General features: G+C 42.2%; 21 protein-coding genes and 1 pseudogene. All 22 read right to left on the bottom strand.

All coding sequences use genetic code 11. The features are described from left to right. Positions 1 to 166 precede the first annotated feature (166 nt). A complete protein-coding gene (locus tag NXH67_RS00475) occupies positions 167 to 1,375 on the bottom strand; it encodes a condensation domain-containing protein (RefSeq protein ID WP_272795981.1) in 1,209 nt (402 codons plus the stop codon). A 106-nt stretch (positions 1,376 to 1,481) separates the two neighbouring features. Next, positions 1,482 to 2,198, bottom strand: a complete 717-nt coding sequence (locus NXH67_RS00470) for a flavodoxin family protein (protein WP_272795980.1) — start codon at positions 2,196 to 2,198, stop codon at positions 1,482 to 1,484. Next, a complete protein-coding gene (locus tag NXH67_RS00465) occupies positions 2,195 to 2,857 on the bottom strand; it encodes a TetR/AcrR family transcriptional regulator (RefSeq protein ID WP_272795979.1) in 663 nt (220 codons plus the stop codon). The genes NXH67_RS00470 and NXH67_RS00465 overlap by 4 nt, the downstream gene beginning before the upstream one ends. Before the next feature lie 369 nt (positions 2,858 to 3,226). Then, complete coding sequence (locus NXH67_RS00460) at positions 3,227 to 4,489, bottom strand: ATP-binding protein (RefSeq protein WP_272795978.1); 1,263 nt, start codon at positions 4,487 to 4,489, stop codon at positions 3,227 to 3,229. A gap of 637 nt (positions 4,490 to 5,126) precedes the next feature. Next, positions 5,127 to 5,726 (bottom strand): class I SAM-dependent methyltransferase, encoded by a 600-nt coding sequence (locus NXH67_RS00455; protein WP_272795977.1) that lies wholly within the window; start codon positions 5,724 to 5,726, stop codon positions 5,127 to 5,129. A gap of 51 nt (positions 5,727 to 5,777) precedes the next feature. Next, complete coding sequence (locus tag NXH67_RS00450) at positions 5,778 to 6,197, bottom strand: pyridoxamine 5'-phosphate oxidase family protein (protein WP_272795976.1); 420 nt, start codon at positions 6,195 to 6,197, stop codon at positions 5,778 to 5,780. 370 nt (positions 6,198 to 6,567) lie between these two features. Next, a complete protein-coding gene (locus NXH67_RS00445; protein ID WP_272795989.1) occupies positions 6,568 to 6,882 on the bottom strand; it encodes a phosphotransferase family protein in 315 nt (104 codons plus the stop codon). Positions 6,883 to 6,915: 33 nt separating this feature from the next. Beyond that, entirely contained in the window at positions 6,916 to 7,236 is a 321-nt protein-coding gene (locus NXH67_RS00440) for a DMT family transporter (protein ID WP_272795975.1), read from the bottom strand. Positions 7,237 to 7,483: 247 nt separating this feature from the next. Further along, positions 7,484 to 8,110, bottom strand: coding sequence for a flavodoxin family protein (locus tag NXH67_RS00435; protein WP_272795974.1), 627 nt, complete (start codon positions 8,108 to 8,110; stop codon positions 7,484 to 7,486). Between the two features lie 90 nt (positions 8,111 to 8,200). Then, positions 8,201 to 8,410 (bottom strand): annotated as a pseudogene (locus NXH67_RS18355) (aldo/keto reductase); the annotation flags it as partial. Between the two features lie 30 nt (positions 8,411 to 8,440). Further along, on the bottom strand, positions 8,441 to 9,007 hold the full coding sequence (locus NXH67_RS00425; RefSeq protein WP_272795973.1) for a cyclophilin-like fold protein: 567 nt from the start codon (positions 9,005 to 9,007) through the stop codon (positions 8,441 to 8,443). 10 nt (positions 9,008 to 9,017) lie between these two features. Next, positions 9,018 to 10,019 carry an alpha/beta hydrolase gene (locus tag NXH67_RS00420; RefSeq protein ID WP_022779701.1) on the bottom strand — a complete coding sequence of 334 codons (1,002 nt, stop codon included), beginning with the start codon at positions 10,017 to 10,019 and terminating at the stop codon, positions 9,018 to 9,020. Between the two features lie 22 nt (positions 10,020 to 10,041). Beyond that, positions 10,042 to 10,266 (bottom strand): hypothetical protein, encoded by a 225-nt coding sequence (locus NXH67_RS00415; RefSeq protein WP_022779700.1) that lies wholly within the window; start codon positions 10,264 to 10,266, stop codon positions 10,042 to 10,044. 168 nt (positions 10,267 to 10,434) lie between these two features. Beyond that, complete coding sequence (locus tag NXH67_RS00410) at positions 10,435 to 10,761, bottom strand: branched-chain amino acid transporter permease (protein ID WP_330676529.1); 327 nt, start codon at positions 10,759 to 10,761, stop codon at positions 10,435 to 10,437. Further along, positions 10,758 to 11,447: an AzlC family ABC transporter permease gene (locus tag NXH67_RS00405; protein WP_272795972.1), complete on the bottom strand. Its 690-nt coding sequence runs from the start codon at positions 11,445 to 11,447 to the stop codon at positions 10,758 to 10,760. Before NXH67_RS00405 ends, NXH67_RS00410 begins: the two co-directional genes overlap by 4 nt. Positions 11,448 to 11,531: 84 nt before the next feature. After that, the gene (locus NXH67_RS00400) at positions 11,532 to 12,302 is read right to left on the bottom strand and encodes a tRNA threonylcarbamoyladenosine dehydratase (protein WP_272795971.1); all 771 of its coding nucleotides are present in this window, start codon (positions 12,300 to 12,302) and stop codon (positions 11,532 to 11,534) included. Between the two features lie 236 nt (positions 12,303 to 12,538). Continuing rightward, positions 12,539 to 14,197, bottom strand: coding sequence for an amino acid ABC transporter ATP-binding/permease protein (locus NXH67_RS00390; RefSeq protein ID WP_272795970.1), 1,659 nt, complete (start codon positions 14,195 to 14,197; stop codon positions 12,539 to 12,541). Next, positions 14,194 to 15,936: an ABC transporter ATP-binding protein/permease gene (locus NXH67_RS00385; protein ID WP_272795969.1), complete on the bottom strand. Its 1,743-nt coding sequence runs from the start codon at positions 15,934 to 15,936 to the stop codon at positions 14,194 to 14,196. The genes NXH67_RS00390 and NXH67_RS00385 overlap by 4 nt, the downstream gene beginning before the upstream one ends. A gap of 77 nt (positions 15,937 to 16,013) precedes the next feature. Continuing rightward, complete coding sequence (locus NXH67_RS00380) at positions 16,014 to 16,493, bottom strand: class I SAM-dependent methyltransferase (protein ID WP_272795968.1); 480 nt, start codon at positions 16,491 to 16,493, stop codon at positions 16,014 to 16,016. A gap of 264 nt (positions 16,494 to 16,757) precedes the next feature. Beyond that, a complete protein-coding gene (locus tag NXH67_RS00375) occupies positions 16,758 to 18,860 on the bottom strand; it encodes a heavy metal translocating P-type ATPase (protein ID WP_272795967.1) in 2,103 nt (700 codons plus the stop codon). Between the two features lie 6 nt (positions 18,861 to 18,866). Beyond that, a complete protein-coding gene (locus NXH67_RS00370) occupies positions 18,867 to 19,118 on the bottom strand; it encodes a DUF6110 family protein (protein WP_026668843.1) in 252 nt (83 codons plus the stop codon). A gap of 164 nt (positions 19,119 to 19,282) precedes the next feature. Next, positions 19,283 to 19,837, bottom strand: coding sequence for a dienelactone hydrolase family protein (locus tag NXH67_RS00365; protein WP_022779692.1), 555 nt, complete (start codon positions 19,835 to 19,837; stop codon positions 19,283 to 19,285). Between the last annotated feature and the right edge of the window lie 187 nt (positions 19,838 to 20,024).

Here is a 20,024-nt window from a genome sequence, read left to right as displayed (position 1 = left end):
TACCTCCTGATCGCCTATCCTACAAATAAAAAAGGCAAAGGTCGCTCTCCTACAGAAAGCTCCTTTGCCTCTTACTAATTTTATTATATTATACTATTTCCGTTTAGTGTAGCGGTAATTCAGCCGGAGTACTGGATTCCTTCAAAATTCTCTCCAAATTACATATTCACCTTGAATGTATCGAACATATCCTCATCTTCTTGTTTATCGTCAGAACTCCCCACGCCTTCCTGTTTGCGGGAGACGCAGGCGGAATAAATATGGCCTCGCTTATGACGCTACTCTCTACCCTGCCAAGGTTGGTGATACAATGTCCGTCACGCTTTTCATAGCCGAACATCTTGCTGCCGACAAATCTGCCGGCCTTGCTCTCAAAATTGCCAAGAGTCGATATAGCTATGGCATCGAGTAGCTCGGGGTCCATATTGAAATAACACGAAAGAACAAGCATTTCCTTATCAGGCTTACTTATGATGCTCCCGACTTCATGATCTACAGCCTTGGCAAGTTCAATTATCTCTGAACTTTTCTTCTTAACCACCACGCCGAAGGCAGTAGCATAGTTTCCAAGAGCACCTTCCTTATAGTTTTTGATCTTATTCCTTATGTCGGAAGCTATGACCACCCTATCCGTGCTCTCATCGATCATCATCTTAGCAACAAGATAATCATTGAGCGATACCCCGTTTTCTCTGCACAGATCAAGGAGAGTATCAAGCTCTTCTTCGTCAATATTCATTATTTCGCGCTTAATATCCTGTTTCGAATCATGATCACGTTCAAACTTAAGATACTCCTCGTAGCTGACCTTGTGCCCTTCTTTACGCCATTTCTTATTGGCACCCTTGATGAGCAACTTGCTGATAAATCCAAGGTTGCTGCCGTCGGGAAGGTCATTAAGACTTTCCATAAGCTTCTCATCAACAGGCTGCGGCTTCACATCGTTCGCATAATAATCTGCAAACTCCCGCACCAGCTGAAGAAGTCCTCTTCCGTCGCAAAGAAGATGATGCGTTATAAAAAGGACCCTCGTGCCGCTCTCGGAAGGATAAGCAAAGACCTTAAGCAGTGCTTCCTTTTGAACGTTCCAGCCGGCTGAGGATACTGCCTCATAATCAGTCTGCCAGTTATCGTTTACTTTTTTTATTGTTACAGGGATTTCAAGCTCCGATTGCTCTTCATAATATATCCCGGAACTTCCCTGCTCCTTAGCGATCAGACTTCTCATAAGCGGATGAGCTGACCTTAGAACATCTATGCTCTTGATGATCCTGTTCTCATCAAACTCGGCCCCAATCTCGGCTACGATGCCAAAGTGCATATTCGGACACATATAGTGCGCCCTTTCCGTATACAAATATTTTCTGTCTGACATAGGTTTATCTTTCCTTTTTTATCCTATCTGCTTAGTTATCGTACTTTTCTTGCGATAGCCCGCTTTTCATTTGAATCTGTAATATTTACGATCATCCCATCTCCCCTTATTTCCATGGCCTGACTTTACCGATCCAGCCATTCTCATTCCAATACTTAAAGTCGGTATATTCAGGATTCTGCTTACCCAGGCTCGTCTGCAGCATCCTTACGATATAGAACTTTGCTTTAACTATAGCACTTGTATGGCCCGGTTTATCATAATTTATGGCGTGAAATTTTTGAGCAACACTGCTTAGTTTCTTTTGGAAGGATGCTTTCTTCTTGTCCTCGATCTTGTCCCAGTCAATTTCAGACATCAGTTTGAAGCTTACGACTTTGATGGCAGAAATGCCCCACCAGGACAGGCTGTCCTTAATATCCTTAGCTGTAGATTTACCCCCGGCTCCAAGGCACTGTGTGATTATCACTGCCCGCTTTCCGAACATTTCCTTTGCCGGGCGATGAGGCATCCACCTATAGCCAAAATGGTCAAGCATAGCCTTCATTGCACCGGTTGTATGGAATACATATGCCGGTGATGTAAAAACAAGAAGATCTGCTTCAAATAAGGACTTCTCGATCTTCTGAACCTTTTCAGCATCCTTGCAGAGGTTCTGATTATTCCTGAAGCATGCAGTACATCCCGTGCAAAACCCCGGACCATCCTTGGGAAGATAGTATTCGGTGATCTCTGCATCAGCTCTGAACTGTTCTAAAAAGATTTCTTTCATTCTGTAGGTTACGCCGTGCTTTTCAGTTCCATTAATTACAGTGATCTTCATTTTGTACTCCTCCGCGATCTCGTCTTGTTATCCATAATGGAGTTCTCATCTCTTGCGTACAGTTTGTTAAACTGCCGAATGTGAGCTTCCAGTGTCTTAAGTGCCTCTTCCTCACGTTCGGGTTCCCGATCGCATATGGTCAGAAGCATATATATCGGTGCGTAAAAATGCAATGTCATGATCTCCACATTCTCGGTCTGCAAAACGCCGGAGGAGACCATCAGCCCAAACATCATGCCCTGATAGGAAAGCGGATCATCAACATACTGTTTCATATATGTATCCGCAAGCTTCTTATCATGAAACTGCTCTATGGTGAGCATCTTACGAAAACGCCTTGTGTAGTCATCGTGCAGAAAATATTTAAACAGATTGTTCCCCAGCGCAATCAGCTGCTCTTCCGATATATGCCTGTAGATCTCGGAATCCACTACTGCATCCGCTCCGTTTATCTGTAATGCACCTGCCTCCTCCAAAAATCGCCTGCTCATCTCTTCAATGATGGCATCGAAGATAGCCTGCTTGTTTTTATAATGTTTGTATAAGGATGGAGCCTTAATGCCTACCTTCTCTGCAATATCCGCAACATAAACATTTGCATATCCCTTCTCGGAAAACAGTGTCAATGCTTCATCCAATATCCTGTGCTTGGTATCCATTTCGTCTCCTCTTCATAATTGGCTAATCTGAATTAGCTTAATTGTAGGCTAATTTGAATTAGCCGTCAAGAGCAGCAATAAAACAGAGGGTGCTCTTTTCCGAGCACCCTCCTGATCATTGAACTCTATTCTTTTTTTGCCATGCCAATCCAGTATAGACAGCGCTCATTTTAATGTTACTGTTTTATGAACACCGCCCTATAACAGGCAGCTCTCAGAAAAGCATTATCTCATCCCCAACATATCAAGTATTCCGAGGAAGAGCAAATAAAACACAAAACAAATACCTACTTGAAATCCAAAACCGTTATCAAACTCATCATAGCTTCCTTTCATACGTCTCACCCCTAAAAATCAAATCATTATGAATCAAGCCAAAAGAAACTTATGTATAGGAATTACTTCTATTTCATGCCCATCTCTTTCAATGCTTCTTTCTTCTTCATTTGTGACTATTATCAGCTTTTTTACGCCTTCAGTTTTCTCTGCAAAAGATACGAGACTCCTCGTCTCACGTTCTTCCGCATCTCCAAGAGCATAAGCAACCTGTATTGCACAGCCTTCTTCCGGCAGATAAAAGTCAATGTATATGCCGGTCTGCTTGGATTTACAATAGTAAACATCATCCTCATATCTGCGTTTAAGATGAACTGCGACTGCATTTTCCAAAAGAGCTGATGGCTTATCCACCAAAAACAGTGAAAGCAGACCATTATCATAAAAATAAAACCTCGGGATACTCTCTTTTTCTGCAAACTTGGAAACATAATTCCTTGTCCTGAACAGCAGATATGCATTCTCAGCGTAGGCAGTATACTCTATCATTGAATCAGTAGAAGTCTTGGTTCCTGTAGCCTTAACATTGCCTGCAAGTGTATTAAATGAAACCTCATGCATCACTGTCTCTGCAATCTTTTTTATCATGAGCCGGAGTGCCATTTTATTCTTAACCTGCTCACGCTCCATGATATCGCCAAGCAGGACCTTCTCATAAACGCTCTTTATGTATTCCCTTTTATTATTCAGAAGCTGTGCTTCAGGGAATCCTCCGTCTGAGACATATTCCTGACATGCTCTCCTTATCTTCGCAGATTTTGAAGTAGTGAGAAGGGCTGCGTCATCATGCGCAATCTTTTTATAGTCCAGCGCTTCACCAAATGAGAAAGGCATGATCATCTTTGGTATATATCTTCCACCCAGGATGCTTGCCATCTCTGAACTGAGCATTTTTGCATTACTTCCGGTAATGTATACACGCTTTTTCTGGTCTGCCATTCTCCTGGCAAAATGCTCCCACCCTTCTATGATCTGAATCTCGTCAAAGAAATAATAAATATCTTTTGCATCCGTCAGTTCATAGGCCGTTTCTACGATGTCGTTGAAATCATTCATAGTAAATCCCAGTAATCTGTCGTCCTCAAAATTCACATAGATTATCTGAGACCAGTCGCAGCCTTCAGCCACAAGCTCTTTTGCAATCTTATATAAAAGGGTGGACTTGCCGGATCTACGTAGTCCTACCAATACATAGTTTACATTTTTTTCGAAGGAATAATCTCTTTCGATAATATCAGCATTCTTTATTACTTCAATTTGATCAAAAATGACCTGCTTCAATATACTGTGGTTCATATACAAGCCTCCAAAAAACTTTCGTTTTTGTACTTTACTTTAACTATATTTTATCGTGTGCATACGACAAAATCAATATTAAATATAGTATATGCAAAAAGGGTCGTCAAATTTCGACAACCCTCAACATAAACCTATATCATCTTCCACACAAAGCTATAATCCGGCATTTTATTTTCCATAGCAGCTTTCAGCTCATCTACCTGTGCCTTGACTTCGGGATGTTCTGCATATACTCGTCAACATCTATACCCCTTTCATCAATATAAATGACGAAGAGCATTTTTGTTTATTTCGCAAATTTGAAGTTTTATTATTTTTGCGAATCAGAAAGCCACCTGGCGATATCGACAATCCTTTTCAGAGATTCTCTGAAGACTACATCCGGAAAAAACCATTGATGTTGTAATTACTCCAGCTATAGCTCTAGCGAATATCTTTTTCATTATGCCCTCCGGGTTACGTATATATGACCTGCTCCAAATATGACTGCAGATACTATCAACGGGATATTAAGCATGGTTATTCCGCTTAATAAAAACGGTGTGAAGCCCGAACAAAACTGCAGGTTGCATATATATGTAATCTGTTTTTTTGTTCGGTCTTACACCGTTTGTTTACGAAAGAATATAAAACGCTAAGCTTTGGTTATTACAGCAATAGCGCATGGCATGCGCCCGTCGACCACATGATACTCTACTCCGGTATATCCCTTGTCTTCAAAAAATGCCTTATATGAATCCAGATCAAACTGCCTTTTGAAATCTGCTCCGAGAAGAGTAATGAACTTAACCGCTGCTGTTCCCGTTCCCTTTGACATATTGATATAAGTCGGAATGATGATCTCACCTCCCGGCTTAACTACCCTTTCCAATTCATGAAGTGCCTTCTCCGGGTCAGGCAACAAATGGATCACGTTACCTGCAACCACTTTATCAAAGCGGGCATCTTTGCATTTGATATTTGTAATATCAGCTTTCTTGAACACAGCATTCGGGTAATTCCGGCATTTCTTTGCTGCTCTCCGAAGCATCCCGGTTGCAAAGTCTGTTGCGATCAACTTTTTACACTTCTGCGCAATATATATACTGATAGCACCTGTTCCACATGCGCATTCCAATACTTCATCCGACGAATCTATAAGTTCTGCAACCTTTTTCCCGGTACCGGTATATACCTTGCCGTTATAAATATTTTCAAATATGTCATATAAAGGTGAAATCTTGTCCCAAAACATGTCTTTAATCTCCTCAACACCTAGTAGCAAATTATCTTTAAATTGAACTTACTATTCGATTGTGAAACTCTCCGTCTTCAAATCACAATAGTACCTTCCGCTCTCAGCGGTGAACTTCAATACACAATAATCCGGATCGGTAACCCCGCCCTTATAGAACATCGTATCACCTTTACGCCAGATCATATCTTTGGTCTCTTGGTCTGTCAGTACTTCCATTTTGCCTTTCAGCATAACACCTACGTACTTTATCAATCCTTTATGATAGAAGTAAATACAGGCATTGGGATTATTCATGTACTGTTTTACTCTCATTGAAGATGTGTTTGTCGAAAAATAGAAACTCTTTATGCCTTCCATCTTTCTCGGATTCAACATAGCTTTCACATTCGGAAATCCCTCTTCATCAACTGAACAGATGAAAGCAACCTTTTGTTTTCTGATAAAACACTCAATAATACTGTTATCCATAATGCTCCTCTATTATTCTGGAAGTTAAAGTGTGTCTTACTATTGGAGTCCGACACGCGAATAGCAAACTATGACTGATACAAGTGTTTGACTACTCCACAAATTCCCGCACATAACACTCATATAAAGATTGCTTCATCCCACAAGTGTCTTTTTCAGGTCTTTTTCAGGTAAATACAGCAATATCGACACTCATATGGCAATTCCATTGATTTACAAGTGTTAGCACATTCAGATTAGACACTCCTGCAATAATCCAACCATTTTTCAAGTGTTTATGCCTCTTTTCTCAAACACTCCTATAATGAGCCGATGTTCTCACAAGTGTCTTTCTATCAAAATGCTGCTACAGAAAGCACTCATAATCCCATCAGACCGCTCTATGGAAAATAAGGTCAAACTCTTCCCGTGGTATGCCATTTTCCCCATAATATCCTCGAAGGAAGCTCTCGGCCAGCTCAAACCGATATTGCATCTCTTCCGTATCGTGATTGAATTCCACAAATTGCATGATAAACGGCCAGCCCAAATCCAGAAACCTGCTGCCGATACCGGAATCGTCCAGGTCGACCAATACGACTCTGCCGTTCTGATCAAGCATTGTGTTGTGCGGCCCCAAGTCCGTATGAACAAAACACTGATCCAGTTTTTCGAAATCGGGAATACCATCAAGAAATCTGCTGATTAAATCTTCTCATCTTTCTAAACATGGTAAACCTCATTCTTTCGCCAAAATCTTCAGTCCTGCTATTCCAACTACAATCAGAATAACACATATCACTTGTGGAATTGTGAGCTTTTCATGGAAAAGAATTATTCCCAGCAACGTAGTTCCAACAATTCCCATACCGGTCCACATGGCATATGCTGTTCCCAACGGTAGCTGTTTCAACGCTATCGAAAGAAATACTGCGCTGGCTATATACCCGGCACCGGTTATTATAGATGGAATCAGCAGTGAAAATCCATCGGACATTTTCATAGTTACCGCCCATGTAATTTCAAGAGCACCTGCAATAAGCAAATAGATCCATTTCATAGAAAACCTCCATATAACAAAATACGCCATTTCCTTACCTGCTAAGACCTAACGGTAAAGAAATGACGTTAATCCCACTACTCGGTAGCAATGGGCGCCTGTTTATTCTGTTTCATCAACTATACTGGGTAAAGAGCTTTCCCGTACAGGCTGAAACAATAAAAAGCATGACAAAAAGCAATAAACCCAGAAATACTCTTTTCATCCCATCACATCCTCTGTACCATCTCACTTTCTTCGCCGCCGATCACTTACCATCCGGGAAGCTGGTGAAGAATCCTCTCTCAACTTCCGGATAACCGTATTTCACCTTGGCATCAGAAAACGCCTTGATCATAAAGCTCATATTCCGTGCAAGGTTTCTCATAGTCTGAAGTCCTTCCAGATCTTTTTTGACATCATCCGCAGTAAATCCATGTACCTGATTCCAATAAGTTGAAGACACCACCGGCATACCGCTGATGGTAAAGTATTTGTTCAATACATCAAAGCTTGCCGTATTGCCTCCTCTTCTGCAGCTTACTACTGCAGCTCCTACCTTCATATGCTTTGAAAAATGTGTGCTGTAGAACAACCTGTCCATGAAGGAAATGATATTTCCATTTGGAGATCCATAGTATACCGGACTTCCCACAACCAGACCATCCGCTTCTTCAAGCTTGGGTGCGACTTCATTTACGAGATCATCAAACACACACTTTCCGTTTTCGCTGCATTTGTTACAGGAAATGCAGCCTCTGATATCTTTTGTTCCTACCTGGATCAGTTCTGTCCCGACTCCTTCCTCTTCAAACACTTTGATCATTTCATCAAGTGCAGTCGCTGTACAACCGTGTTGATGTGGGCTCCCGTTTAAGATGAGCACTTTATTCATTCGTTCGTTCTCCGATCTTTATTATTATTTCAGTTTCAATCCGTCCTTAAAGGCTTCGCCTGCTCTGCCCCTTACATTATAGTAATTTTCTCAATACCAGTCATGCTTTTCGCCCCGATCCAACAGTAAAATCTTCTCCATTTCATCTTCTGTCAGTTCAAACCCGAACAGATCGAGGTTCTCTTTTATATGATCCGGATTTCCTGATCCCGGTATGACCACGATACCTCTTTGCAGATCCCATCGCAGAATAACCTGCGCAGATGATACTCCGTGAGCTTCTGCGATGGATTTTATAGTCTCATCACCGAGAAGTTCTGATGTATCTGTTTATCCTCCGACACTTAAGCCGATTGTAACGTCACCGTTTCCGAACGTATCTTCAAGTTCCTTTTCATTAAGTCCCGTAATCTTTCCCAGCCTTGTATATGCCCAGGAATTTGAACCGTAAAATATGACTATCTGGTTTCCTGAATAAAGTACAATGTCACCCGGACTTGTAGTCATCTGACTGTCATTCCTCGGAAGAGAAGTACCAATACTACCGACCTGCTCAAATCCCCCATACATAGCCATATTGATCTTCATTTCGGATCTGGCAAGATCTTTGAGCGCATCCACGCTCTCATTATCTTCCCATTCAACAGATAAGTTTTTGTCTCCGACCGAAAGGAGTAATTCATCCATAACTATTACCTTTTCTCTTGATTCTTCTTGTTCCGGCATCCCATTGCTGCCGTTCTCCGGAGAAGCAGTCAGAGTCGTTTCTTCTGCTTCTCCGGGAATCTCTTCCTGCTCCCTTATTGAGACCGCGCTATCATTTGATGTTCTACCTGCACACGCCGAGATCACAAACATCATCATGATCACGCAGATGGCGCTCTTTGCTCTTTTCATTCATCCACCTTTATTTAAGATGCTCACTCATAAAACTCTCTATCTTATCGAACGGGATATAATCCTTGTCACCGCCGTCATACAGATCTGTGTGTACAGCATCAGGAATGATCATTAGTTCCTTGTTATCCGCATACTTGCTGTCCTTTGTCATATATGCATAGGCATCCTTTGAGAAATAGCACGAATGAGCCTTTTCTCCGTGGATAAGAAGCACCGCACTTCTGATCTCGTTTGAATATTTCAGGATGGGCTGGTTTATGAAAGACTCACATCCGGTCACATTCCAACCACCATTAGAGTTAAGGCTTCTTGCATGATATCCACGATCGGTCTTGTAATAGCTATGGTAATCCTTAACAAAGAAAGGTGCATCCGAAGGCAACGGATCGACAACTCCACCGCCAAGCTTATAATCACCCGATTTCAGATCCTCCAGCCTCTGAGCACACATAGCTTTCTTCTTCTCATAACGTGCCTCTTCACTGTCCTCACTGTCAAAGTAACCTTTTGCGTTCACCCTGGTCATATCATACATGGTGGATGCCACGGTTGCCTTTATTCTCGTATCAAGCGCCGCCGTATTGATTGCCATTCCGCCCCAGCCGCAGATACCTATGATCCCTATCCTGTCAGGACAGGCTCTGTCATTCAGGGAAAGAAAGTCAACCGCCGCCATGAAATCCTCAGTATTGATATCCGGGGAAGCCATATATCTTACGTTCCCGCCACTTTCTCCGGTAAAAGAAGGATCAAATGCTATTGTCAAAAAGCCTCTCTCTGCCATGGTCTGTGCATACAATCCACTACACTGCTCCTTAACTGCACCAAAGGGACCGCATACTGCGATTGCGGGAAGTCTGCCCTCTTTATCTTTGGGTACATACAGATCTGCCGCAAGTGTTATCCCATATCGGTTCACAAAGGTCACCTTGCTGTGGTCTACCTTATCGCTCATAGGGAATGTTTTGTCCCATTCAGTTACCAGTTTCAGTTCTTCCTTTTTGATCATGATTGCATCCTCCGTTCTCTTATCACTGTTTATCCGCTTCTTTTTGTGTCTGTCTGATCAGATAGTCCATCCGATCAACCTTCCTCTGACTGTCGTGCATTTCCTCCACCAGATCACATCGACATTTTCGAAGATACTTTACGAGCCCATCCATATCTCCTGCTTCGTAAAGCGCTTTTGCTCTTCTTGTTCCTTCCGCAGAGCATCCACTGTCTGTAAGATTTTCTATCAGTGCTTTTACTTCCATCTGTCCTACCTCGTATCCTCATTATATTTACTTGACAAATTCTTCGCTAATGACCAAAATGAATATCGTGATATTCCAAAATGGAATGTCATGTACTTCGCAATTGGTGCAGGTGCTTATTCCATTATCAAATCAAAACATTTAGAAATATTTAAAAAGCTCACTTTATCACATGCATCTTAACATAATCATATACGCAGCAGTTCCGACTATAATGCTGATAAATGTATTGTGCTTCCTCTTATAACTTGCTACAACAACAGCAACTGCAATAATCCCGGGAATTCCTATTCCGATAGGATTACTCTTCGCCCCTTTCAAGCAGTATACGATAAGCACAGCCATGATTGCTGATGGAAGAATCTGTCCAAGGCGCTGCATCCATTCCGGCATACTGCGTCCGCCTCTGAAAAGAACAAATGGTAGCGCCCTAAGTCCAAAGGTGATTAGCGCTGACATTACTATTGCCAATAAAATATGCCATGGTCTCATCATTCTACTGCCACCTGCTTTCTTGAGTTATACCAAACTAGCAGCATTGAAACAATGATAAGAGCCGGAAGCATAAACTGATTCTCTCCAAATATTAAGAGGCTGATAATTCCCACAGCCAATCCAGCCAATGCAGGTTTATGAGTATCTGCCTTTTCCCACTGATCTATAAAAATGATTACAAACAATGCAGTCATAGAGAAATCAATGCCTTCCAATGAAAACGGAATTATCTGCCCCAGGACGCCGCCAATAACAGCTCCTGTCATCCAATAGCAACGTGATAAGAACGCCACCCAGAACATAACCTGCTTCTTCTCTGCATCTTTCAATTCCAACGTGCAGTTCACAGCATATGTCTCATCGGTCATAGTATGGATCATGTACGGCTTTTTCCATCCCATGCTACTGAACTCATCAACAAACGACAGGCTATAAAAAGTCTGCCTGCTGTTCATGAAAAGAGCTGTTATCATTATCGTAAGTATTGATGCTCCCGCCGAAAGCAACGTAGTCAAAACAAACTGAAAAGCTCCAGTATATACAGACAGGCTGACAAGGAGTGAGTAATACCATTCAACCCCCGACTCTTCCATCAGGATTCCATAGGCCATACTCACAAAAAGATAACTGCACATGATCGGTATTGACTTTATAAACGCATATTTAAAGAGCTGTTTCTTATCCACCTTTTTACAATTCCTTCTTGAAAATCTGTTCACAAAGTCTATCAGCTCATAGCCAAATCCTGAGCCTTTGCTGTATCTATAAGATTACTCTCCAGTTTTTTCATTTCTGCTCAAATCATTTACTATTTCTCCTGCAATAAGGAGTCCCGCTACCGCGGGAACAAAAGCAGTACTTCCAGGAATATCCCTCCGTTCTGTACATTTATGCTGAGCTCCCGGTGGGCAGATACAATGTGTCCTGCAGCTTATAGACATATCCTCCAAAGGCCTGATGGGCTGTTCATCAGAATAGACAACCTTAAGTTTTTTAACATTTCTTTTCTTTAATTCTCTTCGCATAACTCTGGCCAAAGGACATACTCTCGTGTCATATATATCTGCCACCTTGAGCCTTCCGGCGTCAAGCTTATTACCAGCGCCCATAGCACTTATTATTGGAACATTTTCCTTCTGTGCCCTAAGGATCAGTTCAATTTTTGCAGTTACTGTATCAACCGCATCAACAATATAATCATATTCATGAAAAGGAAATTCATCAGCATTTTCCGGCAAGAAAAAGCATTTGTGTATTTCTACATCTACATCCGGATTTATCTCCAGCATGCGTTCCTTCATCACCTCTGCCTTGTACTTTCCAACTGTTTTTCTTGTAGCAATTATCTGTCTGTTCAAATTAGTCAGACAAACTTTGTCATCATCTATCAAATCAAAAGAGCCAATACCGCTACGGACTAGGGCTTCACATACATATCCGCCCACTCCTCCAATGCCAAAGACAGCTACTTTCTTTTTATATAAGGATTCCATCCCTTCCTGTCCCAAAAGAAGCTGGGTTCTAGAAAACTGGTTAAGCATACCTATTATTCCTTCATAAACAAAACACTATAGTCACTGAAAAAGTATAGTATCTGCATTTACATACTATGTCAATAGGTTATTGAGATAAAAAATATTGTTTTCCATTAGTACCACATCCCCTAGGCCACGGCTTCCATCTCCTCGTTAATCATGTCCTCACTTTTAGCCATAGCCTTAAGTGTCATTTCAAGAAGCTTATCCAGTTCCCAGCCAAGCTGCTGCGTCCATGGCAATCATGATATCCTTCCGCCTTCCATTGCAAGAATATCGTCTGCAATCCTCATGGTGGATTCTCTGTGCGAAACAAGAATAACGGTTTTTTCCTTCGATTCTTCCTTTAGTGATTTCAGGATTACCGCTTCGTTTAAGCTGTCGAGATTACTTGTAGGTTCATCAAGAAGCATAAACGGTGCATTATGAAGAAACGCTCTTGCAAGGCCGATTCTTTGCTTTTCTCCGCCTGACAGAGTGCTTCCCAGCTCACCGACTTCAGTATCGTATCCGGTGGGAAGTGTCATTATAAAGTCATGTATAGATGCTTTTTTGCAGGCCTCCACAACCTCTTCATCTGTTGCATTTAAGTTTCCGATGCGGATATTGTTGGCGATGGTGTCTTTAAAAAGCTGGGTTTCCTGGGTCATATAGCTTTCCATATCTCGAAGATTATCTGTATTTATCTCATGGATATTTTTGCCTGACACAAGAATTTCACCTTTACCGGCATTCCAAAATCTCATAAGCAGTTTCAAAAGCGTTGACTTACCGCATCCACTCTTTCCAACAATGCCTATGATCTTTCCACGGGGTATCGGAAGTGATACGTTATCCAGCACATCTTCTCCGGCGTAGGCAAAAGAGACTTCTTTTACCTCAGCTCCATGAAAGTCTATTGTTGTTTTCCCGACTACATCTTCCGTCTCAGGTTCTTCATCAATGATAGCAAGCACCCTTGCCCCGGATGCCACCGTACTCTGGAGCGTCGTACCAAGTGCAGCCAAAGCTGTAACAGGGCCAAATGATGACATCAGCGCGATCATCGGAATAAGAAATCCGTCAAATCCCACCTGCCCCTTCTGATAAAGCCAGGTGCACGCAAGTAACATTACGATATCGGAGAGCAGGATCAGTATATTTGCTATGGCCATATTTGTTCCGGTAAGCCTGCTAAGAGCTCCTTGTCGTTCCGATAAGTCTTTAGTTCTGTCACCTATTTCCTGTAGCCTTTTTTCACCGTAGGAATACTGAAGCGTATCATCTATTCCTCTGATACTTTCAAGCATATGGGCAGAAAGCTCCCCTGACTGAGCCCGCAGCTCATCTCCTGTCGTCCCGCTCCGTTTTGAAATAATCATAGGAAGCGCCGCTCCCACAAGAAGGAATGATATAAGTGCCAAAATTCCAAGAAGCAGATGAAAGCTTCCGATAAACAGGCACATGATAGTTTCTGATACGATAGCAATACATATGGGCGAAATGGTATGGGCATAAAACACTTCCAGTAGTTCCACATCTGACGTGATAAGAGATATCAGATCCCCCTTATCTCTTCCCTCCAGCTTAGCAGGACATAGTCTTCTAAGTGCCTTAAATACCCTGTCTCTTATAATCGCAAGTAGTGTAAATGCAATGTAATGGTTGGTTCTTTGTTCAGAAAAACGGAATATTGCCCTAAGTACCGCAAATAGAAGGAGCAGAAGGACCAGTGTATTCCATGATATTTTTGTCTGCAGCCCAAGGCCAATAAGAATAGCCTCCCCGCCAAGTATCGGTATAAACTCTGCCGTGAGGAATCCCAATGTTCCTAGAACTACTGCCAGAATCATAAATCCTGCAAGAGGCTTAACCAGTTTTAGCATTCTAAAAAGGATCAGTGCCTTGTTTTGCTTCTTCATGCTATGGCACCTCCTTTTCCGTATTCCTCAAGCTCTTTCTGGGTATTCCAAAGTTCTCTGTACACAGGATCTGATTCTAAAAGCTCTGTATGTGTACCGGCTCCGGAAACTCTGCCGTTCTCCATACAATAAATCTTATCTGCATCCATTACGTTCGCAAGACGGTGCGTGATCATGATAACAGTCTTTGTTCTTGCAAGCTTCTTTATCTCTGAAAGAATCAGTTCTTCGCTCTCAATATCTATGTTGCTTGTAGCTTCGTCAAAGATATAAACCTTTGAATTATGCAATATAGCCCTGGCAAGAGCAAGTCTTTGCTTCTGTCCTCCTGACAGATTCCCTGCATTCTCTGTAAGGATTGTATCAAGCCCTTTTTCTCCTCTGAAGAAGCCATCGATTTCACACTCTGCAAGCGCATTCCAAAGATTTTCTTCAGATGCATCAGAATCCGCTAAAAGAAGATTTTCCCGCACAGTTCCCTTAAAGAAGGTACTACCAATACCAACGTAGTTTATATTTTTAAAAAGGCTTTCCTCACTGATATCTGAAACACTTCTCCTTGCTATTGTAAGTGCTCCTTGCTTTATAGAATTGCGCCCCATGATAAGCGAAGCGATGGTGGATTTACCACTTCCGCTCTCTCCCACTATTCCGGTAAATGTGTTTTCACAAATCTCCATTGAAATATCAGTAAGAACCTGTTTTTCGTCGTCATAGGAAAAACTGACATCTTTTAATCTAATATCAAGCCCGGTATCTGGTAGCTCTGCAGACTTTTCCTTTGGTTCCTCTTCACTAAGGAACTTAAATATCCTGTCACTTGCTGCCATTCCGTTCATGGCCACATGGAAATAACTACCCAGTTTTCGCATAGGCAAAAAGAAATCTGCAGACAAAAGAATCATAAAGACAGTGCTCTGCAAAGTTATACTTCCATCTATAAAGCTTTTCCCAGCAAGAGCGATACCAAGAGCCGCTCCGCCGTATGCAAAGAAATCCATGATGATAATGGAATTAAGCTGCATAGTGAGAACCTTCATGGTGATACGTCTGAAGTTCTCTGATTCCGCATTCATCTGCTCATTCTTATAAGCATCTGCTCTGTAAGTCTTTAGTGTAGTCATCCCCTGAAGATTTTCAAGAAATGTGCTTCCAAGCTTAGCATACTGATCCCAGTACTTGGAAAGGAGCTTTTTTGCAATCTTCTGAACCATCATGATGGCCCCGGGAATAAGGGGAACGCAGATAAGTAATACTGCTGCCACCTTGAAGCTCCCTGCAATACCAAACAATACAAACAATGTAATCGGGGCAATGAAGGCATAGAAAAACTGTGGGACATACAGCCCGAAATAACTTTCCAACTGTTCCACACCTTCAACCGATTCCTGCACAAGCTCTGCAGTCGCCACATGCTCCCTATAGGTGTTGCCAAGTCTTAGTATCTTCCTGTAAATCTGCTGCCTCATGACACGCTTAACTGTTTTCGAAGCAAGATAACTCATCTGAGTTGTTTTCTTTGTCATAAAGAAACGAACTACAAGCACACAGGCCAGCACAACAATAGCTGCAACCATATCAGCTGCAGCCATTTCTTTCACGTACAGCTTCCCAACAGTGTTTGCAATGATAAAAATCATCGCAGCATTCATCATGAGTTCAATCCACTGACAGATGATGTTTCCCACTATATACCTTTTACTCTCCGGGCACATGGCCATCAATCTTTTATCAAACATCTATCTCTCCAACTATGTGTGATCAGTTATTATTCTTCCCCCTTAAACTGCCATCTGCATAAATTCATCGATAGCTTTCAGTACCGGTTCTGCGTATTCTTTCCCGCGGGTTTCAGCACTCTGTGGGTCTCTCTGAACGCTTTTTTCTTATCGGGAAATGCATGAAATCCGTTCATAGATAGAACGATATCAAAAGAATTAGCTTCCATAGGAAGATGTCCAACGTCCCCCCGAATGCAGGAAATATTTGAATATCCTTCAAGTCTCTTTCTAGCCTGCTCTATCATGTCAACGCTATAATCAAAGCAGGTTATCTGAGCATCCGGCAGAGACTTCCATTTCTGCTCTGTAAACACTGCCGTTCCCACCGGCACATCAAGTATAGCCCCCTTATAATTCTCAGGTATGTAAGAAAGAATCTTCCTTGCTATCTCATTGTCGTCAGTTCCGCTCCAGAAGATCTTAATATATATTTTGCTAAAAATGCTTCCCTGAGTCAGCACATCGTCATATATGTTCTTAGATGCCTGATATGCCTTCTGAATCTTATCAGCCATTACAGTCCCCTCCCACGTATGTCTGACTACATATTTTTAATGAAAAACATTATCAATTACACCGCCCAAATAATATGTTAGCACTAGCTAACTTCTTTTTCAAGAGTATTCCCGCATCTTCAGATAGATTACTCCTAAAGTAAAAAAGCCGGAAAGTATTATGTAACTGTACTTTCCGACTTCTCTATTATTGTTTCTTATATCCGGTATACATTGTAAGCAGAAAACATATTACCGTTGCCCATGCAAAAAACTTGTGACACTTCATTTTAACTTCTCTCTTTCTGCATCTCTCTTAAGATTAGTCATACTATGAAGCCCCAAGGCTATTGTAGAACCGTTGTGCAATGTAGCACTTGTGGCAGGTGCTATGGTTCCCAGCAGGCCCAGAGCGATCAGTCCCAGATTAAAACCAACCACAAACCTGTAATTAAAATGTATTCTCTTCATCAGAAGGCCACTGAGTTCTTTCAGAGTAATAAGCTTATACAGATCGTCCTCTGATATCATTACATCCGCGATCTGGCGGGCAAGCTGCGCTCCCTCACTGATCGCAATTCCGCAGTCCGCTTCTGAAAGTGCCGGAGAATCATTTATTCCATCGCCGATCATTACGACTGTGTGGCCTTTTGCCTTCTCCTGCTGAATGAATCCGGCTTTTTCCTCAGGAAGAACCTCCGCATAATATGAATCAACGCCAACATCTTTAGCAACTCTTTTGGCGATATGCTTTGAATCCCCGGTCATCATGACAATATTCTTGAATCCGACTTCATGAAGTTTTTTAATAACATCAGGAGCTTCAGGTCTGAGCGGGTCCTCCAAGCATATCACAGCTGACAGCCTTCCGCCTATAGCCAGGAACAGCCTCGAATACTGTTTTGAAATGCCATCCAGCTTATCCTGCTCTCCTTCAGGGATCACGCACTGCTCGTCCTCCATGACAAAGTGCCAGCTACCAATGACAACCTTCTGACCATCTATATCAGAAGCAATTCCATGGGCAACCACATACTCCACCTTACTGTGCATTTCATTATGCTCAAGTCCCTTATTAGCGGCTTCAGCAACTACGGCATTAGCAATGGAGTGGGGATAGTGCTCTTCAAGGCAGGCCGCTATTCGCAACATCTCATCCTTATCATTTCCCGAAAATGTAACAACATCCACAACCTTAGGTGTGGCCATTGTAAGCGTTCCGGTCTTATCAAAAACTATGGTATCAGCATCCGCAATAGCTTCCAGGAATTTTCCGCCTTTTACTGTAAGATGGTTATCCTGACACTCACGCATGGCAGAAATCACTGTCACCGGCATTGAAAGCTTTAATGCGCAGGAAAAGTCCACCATCAGTACAGATAACGCCTTGGTAACATTTCTTGTTATCAGATAAGCAAGAATAGTTCCACCAAGAGTATATGGAACCAGTCTGTCCGCCAGATGCTCTGCCCTTGATTCCACTCCGGACTTGAGCTGTTCAGACTCTTCGATCATTTTAATGATCTTCTCATATCTGGTTGCTCCGGAGGCCTTCTCAACCTTAAGGACTATATCGCCTTCCTCTATAACTGTTCCGGCGTAGACATAAGCCCCCTCTTTTTTCTCTACGGGGATTCCTTCACCGGTGAGAGTTGCCTGATTGACCATAGCCTCTCCCGAGACAACTGTTCCATCAAGAGGGATCACGCTTCCCACTCTCACAGAGATCTCATCTCCGGGCACAACCTGGCTGATGGGCACCTGTACTTCAACACCGTCCTTCTTAAGCCAGACTCTGTCCGATTTAAGGGCCATACTTCTTGCCAGGTCGTCCACCGACTTTTTATGAGTCCATTCTTCAAGCAGATCTCCGACTCCAAGAAGGAACATGACTGAGGAAGCGGTCTGATAATCTCCGGTCAAAAGAGATACGGTTATAGCCGTAGCATCAAGAACCGATACCTCAAGCTTTTTGTTCTTAATAAGACTTACAAGTCCTCTATAGATAAACTTTACAGCCATTATCCAGGCTTTTATCCTTCGTATGGGCGTTGGCAGAAAGAAGTTGCAGCCATAGTGAAGAATAACCTTTGTGATCAGCTTTTCTTTATAAGACGCCATAAGTTCTCTTCCGGTATTCTCCGGAACAAGGGCTTTAACTTCTTCCGCGTCAGCATCAAAACTGCAGACCTTGGCAAGCAGCTCCTGCCTGCTGCCTTTATATACAACTACTGCATCCGCACTTCTCTCATAGACGGTAGCCTTTTCCACACCATCAAGAGAAAGCAGATAGTATTGTAATCTATCTGCTTCTTCATAAGAAAAACGTCTTTTTGGCATGGAAAAACGAATACGTCCGTTTATCTCATGTTTAATGACAATTTTCATATTCTATTATTCTCCGACTACTGCCTCATCTTCCTTTGCCTTGCGGTCAGCATTTATCTCTTTAGCCTCAGCAAGAATGTCATCACAGTTCTCCTGAACCTTGTTTGCCGTATCCATTACGCAGTCTTTTGCCCTAAGTACCGCGGCTGTAGTATGTGTATAACACTTCTTTGCATCCTTACTGGAAAGTACCTTTACACCTGCCGTCCCAAAAAGGACTCCACCTAAAAACCACACAACATGATGCCAATTCTTCATAAAAATCATCTCCTGTTCGCTTTTTTTCTTTTCCAAATGCAAAACAAACAAATGCAGAATCCTCCCACATTTGTTTGCTTCTTAAGCTTATCACAATCTGAAGAACCCTAAAATATGCGTAATTGATAACTTTTCTCAAAAAGGCATTACAATAAATCAAATTACTAAATAAATTCATTTGTGATAGTCATCACGTCTTTAAGCGTATCTATATCTGTCAGAGCATCTCCTGTAGCCAGTGAATGATTGGCATTTGGATATACGTGCATGGGAATCTCTTTTTCTTTTGCCTTGGAAAGAGCATCCTCTACATTTGCTATTGGGTCCTTGTCACCCATGAAGGCTACAATACTTCCGGTAGCCTTTTCATAGGCCTCCATCACCGGTGTATACCACACCTGCTTAAGAGCAAGATCATGCTCAGAAGCATAGGTAGTTCCAACTATTGTCCCGAAGCTTTTCCCAATAAATACAACTGTCTCATACTTGCCAAAGTCAATCTCGTCAAGCCTCCCCGCAGCATACTGATAGGCCTTACCTGTCACTGCATCCATCTCATTCTTGTTACGGTAGTTTACCCCTTCAAAAAACTTGTCGTAATCAACGCTTACAATTTCGTAGCCCTTCTTCTTAGCTATAGTTATTGCATAGTAAAGAAGAGGTTTGTCCTTGGTATACCCGGTTCCGGGCAGGATTACTGCCAGCTTATTGGAATTCATAATATGTCCTCCGATACTTTGTGAAGTTGTTTATATTCCGATATACCTTGCGATAAGGTAAGACTTCTTGCGGGCTTTTTCCTCTTTGCTCGCCAGAAGTCATATCTTTATTATAAACCTGGGAAAAGGTTCCTTTGGTTACCCAAAAGGCCCCTACAGACACTCATAATGCAAATTCTAATTGATG

Source organism: Butyrivibrio sp. DSM 10294, from assembly GCF_028539135.1.
GTDB lineage: Bacteria > Bacillota > Clostridia > Lachnospirales > Lachnospiraceae > Butyrivibrio.
This window is presented reverse-complemented; position numbering and strand designations above follow the sequence as displayed.

What these genes read in the sequence shown, in the direction of transcription:
- NXH67_RS00475 (WP_272795981.1), bottom strand. Translation starts at nt 1,375, where the DNA reads ATGTCAGACAGAAAATATTTGTATACGGAAAGGGCGCACTATATGTGT.
- NXH67_RS00410 (WP_330676529.1), bottom strand. Translation starts at nt 10,761, where the DNA reads ATGATGAGACCATGGCATATTTTATTGGCAATAGTAATGTCAGCGCTA.
- NXH67_RS00470 (WP_272795980.1), bottom strand. Translation starts at nt 2,198, where the DNA reads ATGAAGATCACTGTAATTAATGGAACTGAAAAGCACGGCGTAACCTAC.
- NXH67_RS00385 (WP_272795969.1), bottom strand. Translation starts at nt 15,936, where the DNA reads ATGTTTGATAAAAGATTGATGGCCATGTGCCCGGAGAGTAAAAGGTAT.
- NXH67_RS00450 (WP_272795976.1), bottom strand. Translation starts at nt 6,197, where the DNA reads ATGGATAACAGTATTATTGAGTGTTTTATCAGAAAACAAAAGGTTGCT.
- NXH67_RS00420 (WP_022779701.1), bottom strand. Translation starts at nt 10,019, where the DNA reads ATGATCAAAAAGGAAGAACTGAAACTGGTAACTGAATGGGACAAAACA.
- NXH67_RS00460 (WP_272795978.1), bottom strand. Translation starts at nt 4,489, where the DNA reads ATGAACCACAGTATATTGAAGCAGGTCATTTTTGATCAAATTGAAGTA.
- NXH67_RS00435 (WP_272795974.1), bottom strand. Translation starts at nt 8,110, where the DNA reads ATGAATAAAGTGCTCATCTTAAACGGGAGCCCACATCAACACGGTTGT.
- NXH67_RS00425 (WP_272795973.1), bottom strand. Translation starts at nt 9,007, where the DNA reads ATGAAAAGAGCAAAGAGCGCCATCTGCGTGATCATGATGATGTTTGTG.
- NXH67_RS00400 (WP_272795971.1), bottom strand. Translation starts at nt 12,302, where the DNA reads ATGCTTAACCAGTTTTCTAGAACCCAGCTTCTTTTGGGACAGGAAGGG.
- NXH67_RS00380 (WP_272795968.1), bottom strand. Translation starts at nt 16,493, where the DNA reads ATGGCTGATAAGATTCAGAAGGCATATCAGGCATCTAAGAACATATAT.
- NXH67_RS00370 (WP_026668843.1), bottom strand. Translation starts at nt 19,118, where the DNA reads ATGAAGAATTGGCATCATGTTGTGTGGTTTTTAGGTGGAGTCCTTTTT.
- NXH67_RS00440 (WP_272795975.1), bottom strand. Translation starts at nt 7,236, where the DNA reads ATGAAATGGATCTATTTGCTTATTGCAGGTGCTCTTGAAATTACATGG.
- NXH67_RS00465 (WP_272795979.1), bottom strand. Translation starts at nt 2,857, where the DNA reads ATGGATACCAAGCACAGGATATTGGATGAAGCATTGACACTGTTTTCC.
- NXH67_RS00415 (WP_022779700.1), bottom strand. Translation starts at nt 10,266, where the DNA reads ATGGAAGTAAAAGCACTGATAGAAAATCTTACAGACAGTGGATGCTCT.
- NXH67_RS00365 (WP_022779692.1), bottom strand. Translation starts at nt 19,837, where the DNA reads ATGAATTCCAATAAGCTGGCAGTAATCCTGCCCGGAACCGGGTATACC.
- NXH67_RS00375 (WP_272795967.1), bottom strand. Translation starts at nt 18,860, where the DNA reads ATGAAAATTGTCATTAAACATGAGATAAACGGACGTATTCGTTTTTCC.
- NXH67_RS00455 (WP_272795977.1), bottom strand. Translation starts at nt 5,726, where the DNA reads ATGTTTTGGGACAAGATTTCACCTTTATATGACATATTTGAAAATATT.
- NXH67_RS00390 (WP_272795970.1), bottom strand. Translation starts at nt 14,197, where the DNA reads ATGAAGAAGCAAAACAAGGCACTGATCCTTTTTAGAATGCTAAAACTG.